This window comes from Nitratidesulfovibrio sp. HK-II (genome assembly GCF_003402415.2).
In the GTDB taxonomy this organism is placed as follows: Bacteria; Desulfobacterota; Desulfovibrionia; order Desulfovibrionales; family Desulfovibrionaceae; genus Cupidesulfovibrio.
In genome coordinates, this window is the sequence record NZ_AP036014.1 from 2,944,867 (window position 1) to 2,960,714 (window position 15,848).

Here is a 15,848-nt window from a genome sequence, read left to right on the forward strand (position 1 = left end):
GTCCGCCTGAACGCACCGGCCAGCGCCGTCCCGCGCGGCGGAGCCTCTTTCCCGGCCTCGGCCTTTCCGGCTATGGAAGCAACAGGCGGACGCTCCGTCAGTGCGGCCCCGCCTTGCCGCTGCCCGCCGCAGGACAGCCCGATTCCACCGCCCACCCGCGCCCATTTTCGGAGGCCGCATGCCGCAACGTCGCCCCACCAATCCCCGCCGCCCCGCACTCGATTTTCCGGATACAGCACTCTTCGACGAGGTGCGCGAACGCCTGGCGGCTGGCCCGCTCTCGCTGATCCTGCATTGGCGCGGCAACAGCCTGCGCGAGATCACCATGAGTTGGGACGGGGCCGCGCTGGCATCGCCCCCCGCCGCGCGCGACGGGTGGAGCAACCCGCGCCCGGACGCCTGGCCCGGTCTGCCCGCAGGCCCGGTCACGGAGCACGGGCGGGCCGTTCAGACGGCACTGGCCGACTACGTGGCCGGGAAGCCGGTGCGCTGGCCCGACCTGCCCCTGCTGCTGGACGGGCTGACCCCGTTCACGCGCGACGTGCTCACCGCCCTGCGCGACAAGGTTCCGCACGGGCAGTTCACCACCTACGCCGGTCTGGCCGCGCTGGCGGGCCGCCCCGGCGCGGCGCGCGGCGTGGGGCAGATCATGGCGCGCAACCCGTGGCCGCTGGTCATTCCCTGCCACCGGGTGCTGGGCGGCTCCGGCCGCAACATCCGGCTGCACGGCTTCGGCGCGTCCGGCCTGCCCATGAAGCGCTGGCTGCTGCTACTGGAAGGGGCCATCGACGAAACCATGAAGGACTGACCCGGCCCATGCTGGACAAGACCACCCTCATCGCCACGGTGTGCGAACGGCTGCCCCGGCTGGAAACGGGCCACTGCCTGGACCTGCGCACCTACAAGCGCAACCGCTCCGTGGCCATCGTGCGCACCGGGCCGGACAGCTACGACGTGTTCGAGGCGGGTTTCCACGAGGAAACGTGGACCGGCGTGACCGCCGACGCGGTGCGCAGCCTGCTGAAAACCCTGCTGAAACGCGAATTCCCGCGCAGCCACAAGGTGCGCCTGTACACCCTGCCCAGCCGCGAGGCCGCCAACGTGAACCGCATGGGCCACGGCGCGGGAAGGTTTGGGGATTGAATCCCGCCATTTCTGCCTGGAAAAACGAGACGGCCAGCGCTCCCGATTGCGCTGGCCGTCTTGTTTGGAGGAGGCGGTGGTATGCCGAGACTTCCCTCAAGAGGGGCTGCCCCGCCCGGAAACGTCCGCAACGCGGGCGCATCCGGTGCCGCCGATGTGCACGTGCGGTATGAACACGGCACACAACAGATGAAGGCACAAGTTTCCTTGTGCCTTCAGGGAGCCGGACACCCGGCCACAACCGTTACCGCTGCTTCCTTTCGGACCTGACGGGGTTGGCGGCGTTGCCGCCGTCCGGCTCCCGATCTGCAATCAAGCTGAAAAAGACTGGCGGAGAGGGGGAGATTCGAACTCCCGGTACGCTGTTAACGTACACACGATTTCCAATCGTGCTCCTTAGACCAGCTCGGACACCTCTCCGTGCGAGAGGCAGTGTCTAGCAGACGCCGGGGCAGCATGGCAAGCGAAAAGTGCGGGATGCTGGCCAATCTGCCGCACACCACCCGGCAGCCTCCATCCCGCCTGAATACCGACGAACATCACGGCATGCCCCCGCACCGCGCAGAACCCGACATGCCCGTAGCCCGGCCATCCGCAGGCAGCCCTGGCAAACTACTCCTTTCCCGCGTCATGCCGCACGCGGCACCGCGCACCATCTTCCGTCCCGGCGCGCTCCCGGCGCGCCCGTGGCGGGCCTCAACACCCGCCGCCCGAGGGCAAAAACCGCCCGGCCACCACCACCCACACAACCAGAACGGCCACCAGTATCAAAATCTCCCACATGGGGACTGCTCCTCACATACGGCTACCGGAAAGGCGCTACACGCCCGCCATCTCCGGCGCTTCCGCATCCCTACGCCCGCCCCTTCCGGACGGCAACAGCGTGAGAACACAACGGCGCACGCACGACGCTCCGCACGCCGTCTAGACTTCCCCACCCACGCCCACGCGACAACACGCCATCCTCAAGCGCCACCAACACAAAAGGCCCACCCTTGCGAGTGAGCCTTTGTGAAAAGCAAAGCCGTGGCGCACTGTGGGACTGTTCACACTGCGGGGATTTCGTTCTCCGGCAAGGAAGGCGAGTCTTTTTGCGAAGGGAGCGTACTCTTCCGTACGTGACCGGAGCAAAAGGCGACGCCTGACGATGCCGGAGGGCGAAAGAACGCAGTGTGAATAGTCCCGCCTAGATGCCCATGACATTGTACCCGGAATCCACAAACATCACCTCGCCCGTCATGGCGGACGACAGGTCCGAGGCCAGGTACACGGCGGCGCGGCCCACGTCTTCGGTGGTCACGTTGCGGCGCAGGGGCGAATGTTCCTCGATGTGGTCCAGAATCTGCTTGAAGCCCGAAATGCCCGAGGCGGCCAGGGTCTTGATGGGACCGGCGCTCAGGCCGTTGATGCGCACGCCCTTGGCCCCCAGGTCCACGGAAAGATAGCGGACTGACGCTTCCAGCGCGGCCTTGGCCACGCCCATGACGTTGTAGTTGGTGATGACCTTCTGCGCGCCGTAGTAGGTCATGGTCAGCACGGAGGAACCGGGGTTCAGCAGCGGCTCGAAGGCCTTGCACAGCGCCACCAGCGAGTAGGCGGAAACGTCCAGCGCCAGCTTGAAGCCGTCGCGGGTGGTGTCGATGAACCGGCCGTGCAGGTCGTCACGGTGGGCAAAGGCCACGGAATGGACGATGACGTCCACGGTGCCCCACTTCTCGCGCACCATCTCGGCGGCGGCGGCCATCTGCGCGTCGTCGGTGACGTCACAGGGGAAGGTGAAGTCGCCGCCCAGTTCTTCGGAAATGGGCTCCACACGCTTCTGGATGGCCTCGCCCACGTAGCTGAAGGCCAGTTGAGCGCCGTGGTTCTTGAATTCCTTCGAAATGCCGTAGGCGATGCTCTTGTTGTTGGCCACGCCGAAGATCAGAGCCTTCTTTCCTGCGAGCAGCATGCGGTTCTCCCTGTTGTTCTGGGTAGATGACGTAAAGGGGGATGCTGGCGCGCGGGCGCGGCACCCCGGCTTGCGGCGGCGCAGTGCCCTTCCCTCAAGGGCACTGCACGCCGACAGAAATCGTGCGAAAACTAGACGGCCAGTTTGGCACCCGTCAGAATCTCATACGCCTCGCGGTACTTCTTCCCCGTCTCGGCAATGACGTGCTCCGGCAGGGCCGGGGGCGGCGGGGTCTTGTCCCACGGCTGCGAGGCCAACCAGTCGCGCAGGTACTGCTTGTCGAAGCTGGGCTGCCCCTTGCCGGGCGCGTACCCTGCGGCGGGCCAGAAGCGCGACGAATCGGGGGTGAGCACCTCGTCGATAAGGATCACCTCGCCATCCACCAGCCCGAACTCGAACTTGGTGTCGGCGATGATGATGCCGCGCCCTTCGGCGTATTCGCGCCCCTGCGAGAAGATGGCGATGGAAAGTTCCTGCACCCTGGCGGCCAGGTCGTCGCCCAGCAGCTTCGCGGCCTGCTCGATGCTGATGTTCTCGTCGTGCTCGCCCAGTTCGGCCTTGGTCGAGGGGGTGAACAGCGGGGTTTCCAGCTTGGCGGATTCCAGCAACCCGGCGGGCAGCTTGTGGCCGCACACCGCGCCGGTGGTCTTGTAGTCCTTCCAGCCGGACCCGGTGATGTGCCCGCGCACGATGCATTCCACCGGCAGGGGCTTGGCCTTCTTCACGATGACGGCGCGGCCTTCCAGCATGTCGCGGTAGGGGGTGAGCGGCGCGGGAAAGCGGTTCACGTCGTGCTCGATCAGGTGGTTCTTCACCAGCCCGGCGAAGCGGTGCATCCAGAACAGGGTGATGCTGTTCAGGATCACGCCCTTGTAGGGAATGGGCTCGCCCATGATCACGTCGAAGGCCGACATGCGGTCGGTGGTGACGATGAGCAGGGTCTGCGCGTCGATCTCGTAGATGTCGCGGACCTTGCCCCGCGAAAGCAGCGGGTATTCCTTGATGTCGGTTTGCGTGACGACCTGCATGTCTGTTCCCTTGTGTTCGGTTGCGGTGCCGCTGCGATGGCGGTGCCGATGTCGTTGCGACGGCATTCCGATGCCGGACTCCCTGCCGCCCCGCCAGCCGCGCGTGCGCGGGACGGGGTCGGCGGGCCTTCAAGTACGATAACGCGGGACGGGCGCCGGGGACAAGATGCCCACCACGCCGCGCGCCCCGACGCGCTACCTGTTGCGCGATTCCGCCGAGCGGGCGTGCGCCTCCAGCCCTTCCAGCCGGGCCAGCCGCGCGATGGAGGCGGCATGCCCGCGCGTGAACGCGGCCGTGGCGGATATGACGCTGGAGCGCTTGCAGAAGGTCTGCACCGAAAGGGCGGACGAAAAGCGCGCCGTGCCCATGGTGGGCAAGACATGGTTCGGCCCGGCGAAGTAGTCGCCCACCGGTTCCGGCGACCAGCCCCCCAGAAACACGGCCCCGGCATGGCGGATGGCCCCCAGCAGCGACCACGGATCCTTGGTCAGCACTTCCAGGTGCTCCGGCGCGACCTTGTTGGTGATGTCGACGCCGGTGGCCATGTCGGGCACCACCACGATGGCCCCCCAGTCGGCCAGCGCCTTGCGGGCGATGTCGGCACGGGGCAGCGTTTCGCACTGGGCGGCCAGTTCCAGCTTCAGGGCGTCCACCAGCGCGGGCGAATCGGTGATGCAGATGGACGACGCCAGTGGGTCGTGCTCGGCCTGCGACAGCATGTCGGCGGCCACCCAGTCGGCGCGGGCGGTGTGGTCGGCCAGGATCAGGATTTCGCTGGGCCCGGCGATCATGTCGATGCCCACCCGGCCGATAAGCAGCCGCTTGGCCGTGGTCACCCAGATGTTGCCCGGCCCGGCGATGACGTCCACGGGCCGCACCGTTTCTGTGCCGAAGGCAAGGGCGGCGATGGCCCAGGCGCTGCCCGCGCGGTGCACCTCTGTGATGCCCAGGTGGTGCGCGGCGGCGAGGATGTACGGATTCAGCGTGCCGTCCTTGCGGGGCGGCGAGATGACGGCGATTTCCGGCACCCCGGCCACCTGGGCCGGAATGGCGTTCATCAGCAGGCTGGAGATGAGCGGGGTGTTGCCGCCCTGCCCGCCGGGCACGTACAGCCCGGCGCGGTCCACGGGGGTGACCATCTGGCCCAGCACCGAACCGTCCGGCCGGGTGGTGAACCAAGACCGTTCCTTCTGCGCCTCGTGAAAGCTGCGGATGTTGGCGGCGGCCTCTGCGATGATGGCCCGGTCGTCCGGGCTCACCTGTTCGAGGGCGGCGGCCATTTCGTCTTCGCCCACGCGGATGCGCGCGGCGTCGAAGTCGGGACAGTCGAACCGGCGGGTGTAGTCGGCGAGGGCGGCGTCGCCCCCGGCGCGCACGGTATCCAGAATCTCGCGGACGGCTGGCTCCACGGTGTCGCCGGGGTCGTCACGTCCCGCGAGCAGGGCCTGCAGTTCCTTCCAGTCGTCCACCGACCGGAGAAAGAGCGTGCGGCAAGGCATGGCGGCCTCCTTGAAAAGAGTACGACCTGTTGTGCGACGATGTGCATCGGAATGCCGCGCGGCGGACGGCCCGGCGGGGGCCTGCCTGCGCGCACAGGCGGCATGGCGTGTCCGCGCCACATACCGGAGCGCCGTGCAAAAGTCGAGAGCGGCGCACTGGCGCACTGTCCTGCCCCGCTGCGTGGAGGGAGAGGCGACGGAAGGGCGACGGCGGTCCGGGCGGTGAACACGCGGCGGACTGACGCGGGGTAACGCGACGTGGCGGGCATGCGGCAGCGCCCGGTTCCGGCCAGGCAGCCCGGACGGACTATCAGGTCGGACAGGCTGGTCGGACAGTCGGGGCGGACAGCACGCCCCGGCCGCAGGCCGGAACGCGCCCCGTCAGCTCACGTTCAGGATGACCGAGAACACGTTGATCAGCACCCACACCGGGGTGCCCACGGAAAGGTCCAGCGCGCGCACCCGGTCAGCCGTGAGCACGGAACATATCTCGGTGCCGTCTTCCAGCCGCGCCACGGCCTCCGCAGTGGCCGCGCCCACCACCACCTTGACGATGGTGGCCGGGTACACGTTGCCCGCCGTGGACGACGGGGCCTCGCTGCCCACGGTCAGCACCACCCACGGGGCCTTCACCTCCGCCGCGGCGAACACGCCTGGCCGCAGGCCCAGGTTGTCCAGGCTGTCGTTGGTGATGACAGAGGCCACCCGGATGCCGGACGGCGTCTGCACCGAAACCACCGACTGTACGTCGCCGCGCACCACCGCCGCGATGCGCCCGTAGAAGGCGTTGCGCGCGCTGGTGCGGCGGCGTTGCTCGCGGTCCAGCGCGTGGCCCACCATGCGCTGCATGTCCTCGTGCGAAACGTCGATGTAGGCCGCCGTCAGGCTGGCTGTGGAATGGCCCAGCAGACGCTGCACCACCGGCAGCGGCAGGCCGGAGCGCAGCAGTTCGATGGCCCGCGAACGGCGCAGGGCGCTGGGGTTGGCCAGGTCCGGGGCCAGGTCGCATTCGTGGGCGCGCTCGTAGAACTTGCGGCGCACGTGGGCCTGGTCCACGGCAAAGGGGTGTTCGCCCTCGCCCGCCACGGCCTCGTCCAGCAGGTCGGAAAGCTGGGCGGCGAGATCGGGCGGCAACTGCACCTCGCGGGGCGGCTCGCCAAGGTACGCCACGCCGCGCGCCGCGTCGATGTCGCGGGCTGGGGCCAGGGCCAGCACCTCGCCCAGGCGCGCCCCGGTGTGGCGGATGAGCAAAAACACCAGCAGCATGCGCAGGCGCGAACGGCGCACGTCGCCCCGCGCCGGACGGGCGGCCCACAGGCGAAAGGCTTCTTCCAGCCGGGCCAGTTCCACCGTGTCCAGATACTTCACGTCGTCGGGAATGGAGAGCATGCCCGCCGGGTTGTGACGGCGTTCCGACACGTTTTCGGCAAGCGCTTCCCAGATTCGTTCGAGGCTGTCGTCCTGTCGCATGGGTGTCCCGTTGGTTGCGTGCGCGTGGGGGCCGGGGCGGCATGCGCGCCCTGCGGCGTGCCTGTTCGCGGCACGCCATGCAGGAAGGCGGGGCCAGAATCCGCGCGGCAGGGCCGCCCTTGTTCCCGGCCATTGTCCCCGGCCATTGCCCGAATTCCTATCATATAGGCGCAGACGCGCGAAAATCAAAGCCGTGTTTCAGGCCGCGCACGGACATGAAAATGAAATAATCCGTGACAACGGTTTTCCGATGCGCTATCTTTTCATTGACACGAAGATTATAAAAAACGTGTCAATAGCAGGCCAGACAGAAAACGGGCGGCGTCCTTGCCGAGCCAAGCCCGCCCGGCCACCCCCCCCCCTCACATCAGGAGGTCGCCATGTACTTCCCTGTCGCAGGCATTCACGCGGAACCGTGGGTACCGCCGCTGGTGGCGTTCGTGGTGTCGTTCTTCATGTCCATGGGGGGCGTGTCGGGCGCGTTCCTGCTGCTGCCCTTCCAGATGTCCTTCCTGGGCTACGTGAACCCATCCGTCAGCGCCACCAACCAGTTCTACAACGTGGTGGCCATTCCCAGCGGGGTGTACCGCTACATCCGCGAAGGGCGCATGGTCTGGCCGCTGACGTGGGTGGTGATCATCGGCACGCTGCCGGGGGTGCTGATAGGGGCCTTCGTGCGGGTGACGTACCTGCCCAACGCGCGCGACTTCAAGCTGTTCGCCGCGTGCGTGCTGGCCTACATCGCCCTGCGCATGGTGCGCGACCTGACCAAGAAGAAGGCGGGCAACGGAAAGGCCACGGCAGAGGAAAAGTTCCGCTCGCTGGTGCGCACCCACCGCGAAAAGGCGGCGGCGGAAGGCAAGAACCCCGATGACCTGCCCGCCGTGTGCATGAACGAATGCTGCCTGTCGCACATCTCGTACAGCTTTTACGGCGAAACCTACAGCTTCCGCACCGTGGGCATCTTTACCCTGAGCTTCATCGTGGGGATCGTGGGCGGGGTGTACGGCATTGGCGGCGGTGCCATCATCGCGCCGTTCTTCGTCTCGTTCTTCGGGCTGCCGGTGTACACCGTGGCGGGCGCGGCCCTGATGGGCACCTTCGTCACCTCGGTGGCGGGCGTCACCTTTTACATGGCCATCGCGCCGCTGTACCCGCACATGTCCGTGGCCCCGGACTGGATGCTGGGCCTCTTGCTGGGCATTGGCGGCATGGCGGGCATGTACCTGGGCGCGCGCTGCCAGAAGCACGTGCCCGCAAACCTGATCAAGTGGATGCTGTGCTGCATCCTGCTGTTCACGGCGGGGAAGTACGTGGTGGAGTTTTGGAGCAACTAACTAGTCTTTATGCATGTACATAGAATACGTAGCCCTTGTTAAATCAAATATAGCATAAAATATTGCAAAAACAGCAACCAACAGCATTATTTTTATTGCATCACAATAGTGGTGCCACTCAAAAACATTAACCTTCCCCCTATACAAAACCGCTAAAAACATGGTCATCAAGAACAAGAAAAAAACTTCATAGAAACTATTTCTCATAGCCACAAATGTATCTGTAAAATCTCCTGAAATCTCACCCTCCAACATTTTCAAATGTCCTGCCATCACTGCACCTCCGGCAGTGTGTATCGCCACAAATGTCCATACACACTCCAGCAAGCTTCCTTTTATGAAATCATCAATGAAATCACCTTGTATGTAATTTTCAAAAGCAACAAAAAACAATGACAATACAACAAACACAGAATATTTACCTATCATTTCTGCCATAGAAATAATCCAGTATTTTAACCAGTTCATCCACGTCGTTTGCCCTCAAAACAACATCATCAACTGCAAGTGTTATCGGATAATTTGACGTTCTTATCGGAACCCTCATCCCATTAATTTTCATTGCTATTTCCCCGCCACCTTCAGCGGAATAATCAACCAATCCACCCAATTCCTCGTTCTCAGGAGAAAGATCTAAGTAGCCGCTCTGCGGAGCCTCAATTTTTAGGCCAGTCTTAGCCGACAACGTATTCTTTGCTAATGCTTTTAATTGACCAGAAAGCGTTTTCGTAATCGATGACATATTTGGTGTCACCAATGAAAACTCTACGTAGCGCACTCGCCCAGAATATTCCTCAACACTCTCCCAAAAATCATCCTTTTTAAACATTGGCAGCGCTTGCGCTAGCAAATCATTCTTCCCGAGCATTCTGTTTACATTACGCATTATATACTTAACGACCGTTCTTGTTTCACGGAATGCAAGCGCATTGCGCTCAACAAAAAGTAACTGTCTTTCAGGTTTAACGTCAAAAATGACATGCGTAGGCGGCCAAGAATCTAATTCTTCACGAACAAATTTTTCTTTTTTGAACCTCTTCACATTTTTCTTCTTGCCAAGTCTAAAAAGAATGACTCCTGTTCCAAGATTAACCTTGGCATCAAAAACACTATCAAACGGAAAGTTATAGTCTGACACCCGCATCAAAGATTCATTAAAATACTTATTCTTATTCGCAATCACTTCAGCAAGGCTTGACTTCGCGAATAAAGATAACTGGATCTCCCCAGCTTTAGGTACAATTTGATACCTATACGCATCAAAAATTTTTTCCCTCTCCACCTAGGCCTCCATAAAAATTATACCTTACCAAAACACAAAGCCCCCAAAGTATCGCTCTATTCGTATTTGATTTCCACAATCCGGGCAATTCAAAATCACTCAGAGCTCCCCTTGCCTTTTGCCCCGCTCCGTGGTGATGGTGTGCCCGCCGGGCGCACCATGCACATCCGGGCATCCATCGCCCTGCCCACCACCCGCCCGACATTACCTGACGCCGACCGACCTCACCCGGCCAGTCCGGAACCCCGCGCAAGGAGCCCTGCAATGCGCAATGCCGTGCCGCGCGTGGCGGCCATCCACGATCTTTCCGGCTTCGGCCGCACCTCGCTCACCGTGGCCATACCCGTCTTGTCCGCCATGGGCGCGCAGGTGTGCCCCATGCCCACCGCCGTGCTGTCCACCCACACGGCAGGCTTCACCGGTTACAGCTTTCTGGACCTTACCGACCAGATGCGCCTGTTCCTGGACCACTGGCAGGCCCTGAACCTGAAGTTCGACGCAGTGTACAGCGGCTTTCTGGGTTCCCCGGCGCAGGTGGACATCGTGGCCCGGTGCATCGACATGTGCCGGGTAGAGGGCGGCCTTGCCGTGGTGGACCCTGTTCTGGGCGACAACGGCCAACTGGAACCCACCATGGACATGGAGATGGTGCAGCGCATGCGCTGGCTGGTGCGCAAGGCGGACATCATCACCCCCAATTTCACCGAGGCCGCCCTGCTACTGGACGAGCCCTATCGCGAATCCATCTCCACGGCGGAACTGAAGGACTGGCTGCGCCGCCTGACCGGCATGGGCCCGCGCGTGGCGGTGATAACCAGCGTGCCGGTGGCCGGTCATGCGGGCGTCAGCTCCGTGGCGGCGCACCACCGCCCGCACGACCGGTTCTGGAAGGTGGACTGCCAGTACATACCCGCCCACTATCCCGGCACGGGCGACACCTTTGCCAGCGTGCTCACCGGCAGCCTGTTGCAGGGCGACAGCCTGCCCATCGCCATGGACCGCGCCGTGCACTTCGTCACGCTGGGCATCCGCGCCACCTTCGGGCACAATTCGCCCAGCCGCGAGGGCATTCTGCTGGAACGGGTGCTGGACACCCTGCGCGCCCCGGTAACCGTGAGCAGCTACGAACTTCTGGAGGACGAGGACCGATGCAAGTAGACGGCCCCGCGTGCGGCAACGCCGCCACGGGCTCTGACCAGAACGGCGCGGGCGGATTCGCCCCCGACGCCGCGCACCTGCCCATCGGCATGTTCGATTCGGGCGTGGGCGGCCTTACGGTGCTGAAGGCCCTGCGTACCCGCATGCCCTGCGAGGACATATTGTACCTGGGCGACACCGCCCGCCTGCCCTACGGCACCAAGAGCGCGGAAACCATTACCCGCTACGCCGTGCAGGCCGCGTCCAAGCTGGTGCAGCGGCGCATCAAGCTGCTGGTGGTGGCCTGCAACACGGCCACCTCCGTGGCGCTGGACGCCCTGCGCGCCGCCAACCCCGGCCTGCCGGTGGTGGGCGTGGTGCAGCCGGGCGCGCAGGCGGCCTGCCGGGCCTCGCGCCGGGGCAACATCGCCGTCATCGCCACGGAATCCACCATCCGGGGCCGCGCCTACCACAAGGCCATCCACAGCCTGCGACCCGACGCGCAGATCATCGGGCAGCCCTGCCCGCTGTTCGTGCCGCTGGCCGAGGAAGGCTGGGTGGACGGCAAGATCGTGGAAGACATCGCCGCGCGCTACCTGGACCCCATCTTTCGCCCCGCGTCCGGCAGCGACACGCCGGAAACGCCCGATTGCCTGGTGCTGGGCTGCACCCACTTTCCGCTGCTGGCGCGGGCCATCCGCAACGTCATCGGGCCGGAACCGGTCATCGTGGATTCCGCCGCCACCACCGCCCTTGCCGTGCAGGCGGAATTGCAGGCAGCCGGGCTGGTGCGCCCCCTGCGCACGGGGCCGGGCGGCAACGAATGCGGCGAGGCGCGCTTTCTGACCACCGACGACGTGCCCCGCTTCGCCCGCACCGGCGGGCTGTTTCTGGGCACGGCCATCGCGCCGGACGAGGTTGAACTCATCGACCTGTAGCCTGTGCGACATGCTGTTGCCGCTTGGGTGTGGTTACTGGGCGGTAGGGGGACGTTGTTTTTTGCGCCTCCGGCGGGCAGGGGCTGCGCCCCTTGCATCCCCCGAATGGGGCGGTGAATTTTTACTACCAGATGGAAACCACACTGATGGGAATGCAAGGGGCGATAGCCGCTGTGCGATCGCCATCCGTAGTGCTCGAAGACTCGCATAACGGCTGCCGTCCTTGCCCGCCGGAGGCGTATAATAACTCTCCCCCATCCTCGCAGGGGCACAACAGCCCACCATATTTTGCAACCACCGGAGGTCACCCCCATGGCGCACAAGCCCTACGCCCCCATCCCCATGGTGCCCGGCCCGGTCACCCTGCACCCCGCCGTGCTGGCGGCCATGACCCGCGACTACGGCTCCGGCCAGATCGAGCCGGACTACCTGAAGCTGTACGCGGAAACGGGCCGCAACCTCGCGCAGCTCATGGGCACGCAGCATGACGTGGTGCTGATGACCGGCGAGGGCATGCTGGCCCTGTGGGCCGGGCTGAAAAGCTGCCTCGTGCCCGGCGACAAGGTGCTGTCCGTGGGCACCGGCGTGTTCGGCGACGGCATCGGCGACATGGCCGCGTCCATCGGCTGCGAGGTGCTGAAGGTCTCGCTGCCCTACGACGAAACCATCGACGACCTGACCGGCATCGAAGACGCCATCCGCAGCTTCAAGCCCAAAATGCTCACCGCCGTGCACTGCGAAACGCCGTCCGGCACGCTGAACCCGTTGGATGGCCTTGGCGCGCTGAAGCAGTCCTGCGGCGTGCCGCTGTTCTACGTGGACGCGGTGGCCAGCGTGGGCGGCGCGCCCGTGCAGGCCGACGCATGGCACGCGGACCTTGTGCTGGGCGGCTCGCAGAAGTGCCTTTCCGCCCCGCCGTCCATGAGCTTTCTGTCCGTCAGCCCGGCGGCGTGGGAAATCATAGAGGCCGTGGGCTACCAGGGCTACGACGCCATTGCCCCCTTCCGCACCGTGCAGCAGGATGGCCGCTGCCCATACACCCCGTACTGGCACGGCACCGCCGCGCTCAACGCGGGCGCGCTGGCCATCCTGAACGAAAAGGGCGGCATGCAGGGCTGCTTCGACCGCCATCGGGAAGTTGCCGAACGCTGCCGCGCGGGCCTCGCCAAGCTGGGCGTGGAACTGTGGACGGCGCAGGGCGCGGTGAACTCGCCCACGGTGACGGCGGCCCTGGTCCCGGAAGGCTTCGAGTGGCCGGAATGGCGGCAGGGCCTGCGCGAACGCGGGCTGATCGTGTCCGGCAGCTTCGGCCCCATGGCGGGCAAGGTGTTCCGCCTTGGGCACATGGGCACCCAGGCCACGGAAGCCCTGGTGGACGCGGCGCTGGATGTCATCGAAAGCGTGATGCAGGACTAGCCCGGCCCGCGAAGCGGCGGCAGGCGGCGATCGGTGGCTTTCCGATCCCGCAACCTGCCGAAAGACAACATGAACGCCCCCGGCGCGCAGCACGTGCCGGGGGCGTTTTCCATTCACGGCGTGGATTGGGGAAAGAAAAAGACCGGGTGGCCCTGCCCCTTTCCTTCGCTTACCGCACCAGTTCCTCCACCTCCGCCGCGCAAGCCAGGTAGCGCGCCTTGGTGGCCTCGTCCTTGGCAAGATCCGGCCGCTCGTCCAGAATGCGCGCGAAACGCAGCCGCGCCTCGCCCACGGACGCCACCAGCCCCGGCTCTTCCACCATGTCCGCCAGCTTGTCGGCGTAAATCACCAGTTTCTCTTCCAACGAGGTCAGACGGAAGTCACGCGGGGGCAGCCCGTAATCGCCGGTCTGTTCCAGCGGCACGCCCGCGCGCACGTGCTTTTCCATGATGTCCAGCACCGCGCCGGGCAGCCCCAGATGCCTGCCCAGCCGCGCCCCTTCCACCCCGTGCAGGATGCCGTCGGTGCGCACCTTGCCAAGGTCGTGAAACAGCGCGCCCAGCGCCACCAGCGAAAGGTCCACCGCCACGCGGGCCAGGCTGCCCAGCCCCACGGCAATGCCCGCCACCTGGCGCGAATGGGCGATGTCCGCTTCCGTCATGCCTGCCTCGCGCAGCAGGTCCACCTGTGCGTTGTCGTTATACGCGTTCATGTTCCTACTCCTGCCCGCAGGCGGCCCCGGTGGGCTCGCCGCCGCGCATCACCGCCAGAAACCACGGCACCGAACACAGCAGCACCCCGGCGATGATGGCGAATGCCGGGCCGTACCCCAGCGCGCCCACCAGCAGGCCGACCAGCAGCGGACCGGAGGCGTGCCCCACGTCGAAGATGGTGCCGAACACGCCCATGGCCGTGCCATAGTGGCGGGCGCGGCACAGGTCGGCCACCAGCGCGGCGGACGACGAAGTGACCAGCGCTTCGCCGAATCCGAACACCAGGCAGGCCCCGGCCAGCGGCCAGAACCCGGCCAGGTGCGGCACGGCAGCGAAGGGCGCGGCGCAAGCAACCACGCCCGCCACGATCAGCCCGCGCCGCCCCAGCATGCCGCGCGCGTCGGATGCGCGGCCCAGCAGGGGCTTGGCCAACAGGGTGGTCACCACCTGCACGGCCCACAGCAGCCCGGCCTGAAAGGGTGCCAGCCCGGCCACGGTCACGGCGTACACCGGCAGAAACGCCTCCAGCGCGCCCATGCTCATGTTCTGCACGCCCTCCATGACGGAGACGGCCACCACCCGCCGGTCGGACGCCACCTCGCGGATGCCGGAGGAAAACTGCCCCAGCCGGGCGCGGAAGCCGCCGGACGTTGCAGGCGAGGCGTTCTCCCCCCCGTCGCGCAGCACCCGCCAGCCCAGCGCCAGCGCGGCAAGGCCGGTCACCGCCACCACCCCGTACACCACCCGGAAGGCCACGGACGATCCGCCCGTCTCTGCCCCCAGCAGCGACAGGGCAAGCCCCCCCACGGGCGCGCCCGCCAGCGTGCCGATGATGCCCACGGACGAAAACCACCCCAGCATCTCGCCCTTGCGCGCCCCGGCCATGTCGGCCACCACGGCCATAACCACCGGGCCGTACACCGCCGTGGCGAACCCGTGCACGAAGCGCACGGCCACCAACTGCGCATAGTCGTTCACCAGAAAGTAGGCGAAGGGGGCCATCGCGAAAAAGCACAGCCCCGCCAGCATGGTGCGCCGCCGCCCGATGACGTCGGACAGCGCCCCGGCGGGCAGCTTGAAGAAGATGCCCGTCACCGTGGAGATGCCCACGGCAAGGCCCACCGCCTCCGGCCCCGCGCCCAGGAACACCGCGAACAGCGGCAGCACCGGGTTGCGCGCCAGCGCGTACGAGAACCGGGCCAGAAAGCCCACCGAGCACAAGGCCCGGAACATGGCCGATGCGTGCATGATTATTTCCTTTCGCCGGGCGCGCGCGGCGCTCCGGCGCTACTTCTTGCTGGGCCGGTCGTGAAAGATGGACTTGCCGTACACGCCCACGGGCACGCCCATGACCACGTCGGCCTCGATGATGCCCAGCGCCCGCGCCGCCGCGCCCACGCGCTGCTGCACGCGGTTGTCGATGCTGAGCAGGCTGGCCGCCTTGGCGGCGGAAGACAGCGCGCAGCCGATGTCGATGATGCGCATGACGCAGTGCGGGCCGCCGTAGCCCATCTCCTTGGCGAAGGCGGGCTGCTGCCCGCGCGCCGCCAGAAAGGCCTTGCACGATTCGTGGCCGCAGGCCCCGCAGTCGTACCCGGCGGCGGGGGAGGAACGCAGGCCCACCAGCACCACGGCGTGGCACTGGGCGATGTTGTCCGCGTCGCGCAGCCAGTAGGCCTCGTTGGTGCTGCGCGGGGCAAAGTCGCGCATGGCCTCGGCAATGCGGGCCAGATCCGCCTCGTCGGAAACCACGGCGATTTCCAGAAAGTCCTTGCCGCCCGCCTTGGGGGCGGTACGCATGGCGGCGGCCATCAAACCGGCGGCCAGAATGGAAACGTCTTTCATGGCTGACTCCACTTCCTTTTATTCCATGATGTTGGGCGCGCGCCTTTCGCACGATCCCCGAGAGAGCAACTGCCTTATCTACTAGCGC

15 protein-coding genes, 1 tRNA gene and 1 other RNA gene are annotated in these 15,848 nt (G+C 65.5%); 6 read left to right on the top strand and 11 right to left on the bottom strand.

Features of this window, described 5'->3' with window-relative positions; all coding sequences use genetic code 11:
• The first annotated feature begins 178 nt into the window (after positions 1-178).
• Together RVX_RS12300 and RVX_RS12305 are read left to right on the top strand one after the other, a co-directional pair.
• Positions 179-808, top strand: coding sequence for a methylated-DNA--[protein]-cysteine S-methyltransferase (locus RVX_RS12300; RefSeq protein WP_116306102.1), 630 nt, complete (start codon positions 179-181; stop codon positions 806-808).
• A gap of 8 nt (positions 809-816) precedes the next feature.
• Positions 817-1,143, top strand: a complete 327-nt coding sequence (locus tag RVX_RS12305) for a hypothetical protein (RefSeq protein ID WP_116306104.1) — start codon at positions 817-819, stop codon at positions 1,141-1,143.
• Positions 1,144-1,353: 210 nt separating this feature from the next.
• Here RVX_RS12305 and ffs read toward each other — a convergent pair.
• From ffs to RVX_RS12335, 6 genes are all read right to left on the bottom strand, one after another.
• Positions 1,354-1,450, bottom strand: an RNA gene (ffs, locus tag RVX_RS12310) — signal recognition particle sRNA small type.
• 21 nt (positions 1,451-1,471) lie between these two features.
• Positions 1,472-1,563: transfer RNA gene (locus RVX_RS12315), tRNA-Ser, on the bottom strand.
• 766 nt (positions 1,564-2,329) lie between these two features.
• The gene (locus RVX_RS12320; protein WP_116306106.1) at positions 2,330-3,094 is read right to left on the bottom strand and encodes an enoyl-ACP reductase FabI; all 765 of its coding nucleotides are present in this window, start codon (positions 3,092-3,094) and stop codon (positions 2,330-2,332) included.
• Between the two features lie 131 nt (positions 3,095-3,225).
• Complete coding sequence (locus RVX_RS12325; protein ID WP_116306109.1) at positions 3,226-4,122, bottom strand: phosphoribosylaminoimidazolesuccinocarboxamide synthase; 897 nt, start codon at positions 4,120-4,122, stop codon at positions 3,226-3,228.
• Positions 4,123-4,317: 195 nt separating this feature from the next.
• Entirely contained in the window at positions 4,318-5,622 is a 1,305-nt protein-coding gene (gene hisD, locus RVX_RS12330; protein WP_116306110.1) for a histidinol dehydrogenase, read from the bottom strand.
• Positions 5,623-6,003: 381 nt separating this feature from the next.
• Positions 6,004-7,092, bottom strand: coding sequence for a TOBE domain-containing protein (locus RVX_RS12335; RefSeq protein ID WP_116306112.1), 1,089 nt, complete (start codon positions 7,090-7,092; stop codon positions 6,004-6,006).
• A gap of 380 nt (positions 7,093-7,472) precedes the next feature.
• Between RVX_RS12335 and RVX_RS12340 the strand changes: the two genes are divergently transcribed.
• Positions 7,473-8,429, top strand: a complete 957-nt coding sequence (locus RVX_RS12340; RefSeq protein WP_116306114.1) for a sulfite exporter TauE/SafE family protein — start codon at positions 7,473-7,475, stop codon at positions 8,427-8,429.
• On the opposite strand, the gene RVX_RS12345 is transcribed toward RVX_RS12340, so the two are convergent.
• A complete protein-coding gene (locus RVX_RS12345; protein ID WP_147307522.1) occupies positions 8,430-8,867 on the bottom strand; it encodes a hypothetical protein in 438 nt (145 codons plus the stop codon).
• Positions 8,848-9,711: a hypothetical protein gene (locus tag RVX_RS12350; protein ID WP_147307523.1), complete on the bottom strand. Its 864-nt coding sequence runs from the start codon at positions 9,709-9,711 to the stop codon at positions 8,848-8,850. Before RVX_RS12350 ends, RVX_RS12345 begins: the two co-directional genes overlap by 20 nt.
• 264 nt (positions 9,712-9,975) lie before the next feature.
• On the opposite strand from RVX_RS12350, the gene RVX_RS12355 reads away from it, so the two are divergent.
• The 3 genes from RVX_RS12355 (at position 9,976) to RVX_RS12365 (ending at position 13,202) form a co-directional block, all read left to right on the top strand.
• Positions 9,976-10,869: a pyridoxamine kinase gene (locus tag RVX_RS12355; RefSeq protein ID WP_116306116.1), complete on the top strand. Its 894-nt coding sequence runs from the start codon at positions 9,976-9,978 to the stop codon at positions 10,867-10,869.
• Complete coding sequence (gene murI / locus RVX_RS12360) at positions 10,860-11,786, top strand: glutamate racemase (RefSeq protein ID WP_116306118.1); 927 nt, start codon at positions 10,860-10,862, stop codon at positions 11,784-11,786. Before RVX_RS12355 ends, murI begins: the two co-directional genes overlap by 10 nt.
• 312 nt (positions 11,787-12,098) lie before the next feature.
• Entirely contained in the window at positions 12,099-13,202 is a 1,104-nt protein-coding gene (locus RVX_RS12365; RefSeq protein ID WP_116306120.1) for a pyridoxal-phosphate-dependent aminotransferase family protein, read from the top strand.
• A gap of 169 nt (positions 13,203-13,371) precedes the next feature.
• On the opposite strand, the gene RVX_RS12370 is transcribed toward RVX_RS12365, so the two are convergent.
• The 3 genes from RVX_RS12370 to RVX_RS12380 are packed head-to-tail and all read right to left on the bottom strand — an operon-like array spanning position 13,372 to position 15,760.
• Positions 13,372-13,914, bottom strand: coding sequence for an HD domain-containing protein (locus RVX_RS12370; RefSeq protein WP_116306122.1), 543 nt, complete (start codon positions 13,912-13,914; stop codon positions 13,372-13,374).
• Between the two features lie 4 nt (positions 13,915-13,918).
• The gene (locus RVX_RS12375; protein WP_116306124.1) at positions 13,919-15,163 is read right to left on the bottom strand and encodes an MFS transporter; all 1,245 of its coding nucleotides are present in this window, start codon (positions 15,161-15,163) and stop codon (positions 13,919-13,921) included.
• Between the two features lie 39 nt (positions 15,164-15,202).
• Positions 15,203-15,760, bottom strand: coding sequence for a DUF2148 domain-containing protein (locus tag RVX_RS12380; RefSeq protein ID WP_007527002.1), 558 nt, complete (start codon positions 15,758-15,760; stop codon positions 15,203-15,205).
• Positions 15,761-15,848: the final 88 nt, after the last annotated feature.

Excerpts from the sequence above, each read along its gene's own strand:
- RVX_RS12300 (WP_116306102.1), top strand. The coding sequence starts at position 179 with ATGCCGCAACGTCGCCCCACCAATCCCCGCCGCCCCGCACTCGATTTT.
- RVX_RS12305 (WP_116306104.1), top strand. The coding sequence starts at position 817 with ATGCTGGACAAGACCACCCTCATCGCCACGGTGTGCGAACGGCTGCCC.
- RVX_RS12320 (WP_116306106.1), bottom strand. The coding sequence starts at position 3,094 with ATGCTGCTCGCAGGAAAGAAGGCTCTGATCTTCGGCGTGGCCAACAAC.
- RVX_RS12325 (WP_116306109.1), bottom strand. The coding sequence starts at position 4,122 with ATGCAGGTCGTCACGCAAACCGACATCAAGGAATACCCGCTGCTTTCG.
- hisD (WP_116306110.1), bottom strand. The coding sequence starts at position 5,622 with ATGCCTTGCCGCACGCTCTTTCTCCGGTCGGTGGACGACTGGAAGGAA.
- RVX_RS12335 (WP_116306112.1), bottom strand. The coding sequence starts at position 7,092 with ATGCGACAGGACGACAGCCTCGAACGAATCTGGGAAGCGCTTGCCGAA.
- RVX_RS12340 (WP_116306114.1), top strand. The coding sequence starts at position 7,473 with ATGTACTTCCCTGTCGCAGGCATTCACGCGGAACCGTGGGTACCGCCG.
- RVX_RS12345 (WP_147307522.1), bottom strand. The coding sequence starts at position 8,867 with ATGGCAGAAATGATAGGTAAATATTCTGTGTTTGTTGTATTGTCATTG.
- RVX_RS12355 (WP_116306116.1), top strand. The coding sequence starts at position 9,976 with ATGCGCAATGCCGTGCCGCGCGTGGCGGCCATCCACGATCTTTCCGGC.
- murI (WP_116306118.1), top strand. The coding sequence starts at position 10,860 with ATGCAAGTAGACGGCCCCGCGTGCGGCAACGCCGCCACGGGCTCTGAC.
- RVX_RS12365 (WP_116306120.1), top strand. The coding sequence starts at position 12,099 with ATGGCGCACAAGCCCTACGCCCCCATCCCCATGGTGCCCGGCCCGGTC.
- RVX_RS12370 (WP_116306122.1), bottom strand. The coding sequence starts at position 13,914 with ATGAACGCGTATAACGACAACGCACAGGTGGACCTGCTGCGCGAGGCA.
- RVX_RS12375 (WP_116306124.1), bottom strand. The coding sequence starts at position 15,163 with ATGCACGCATCGGCCATGTTCCGGGCCTTGTGCTCGGTGGGCTTTCTG.
- RVX_RS12380 (WP_007527002.1), bottom strand. The coding sequence starts at position 15,760 with ATGAAAGACGTTTCCATTCTGGCCGCCGGTTTGATGGCCGCCGCCATG.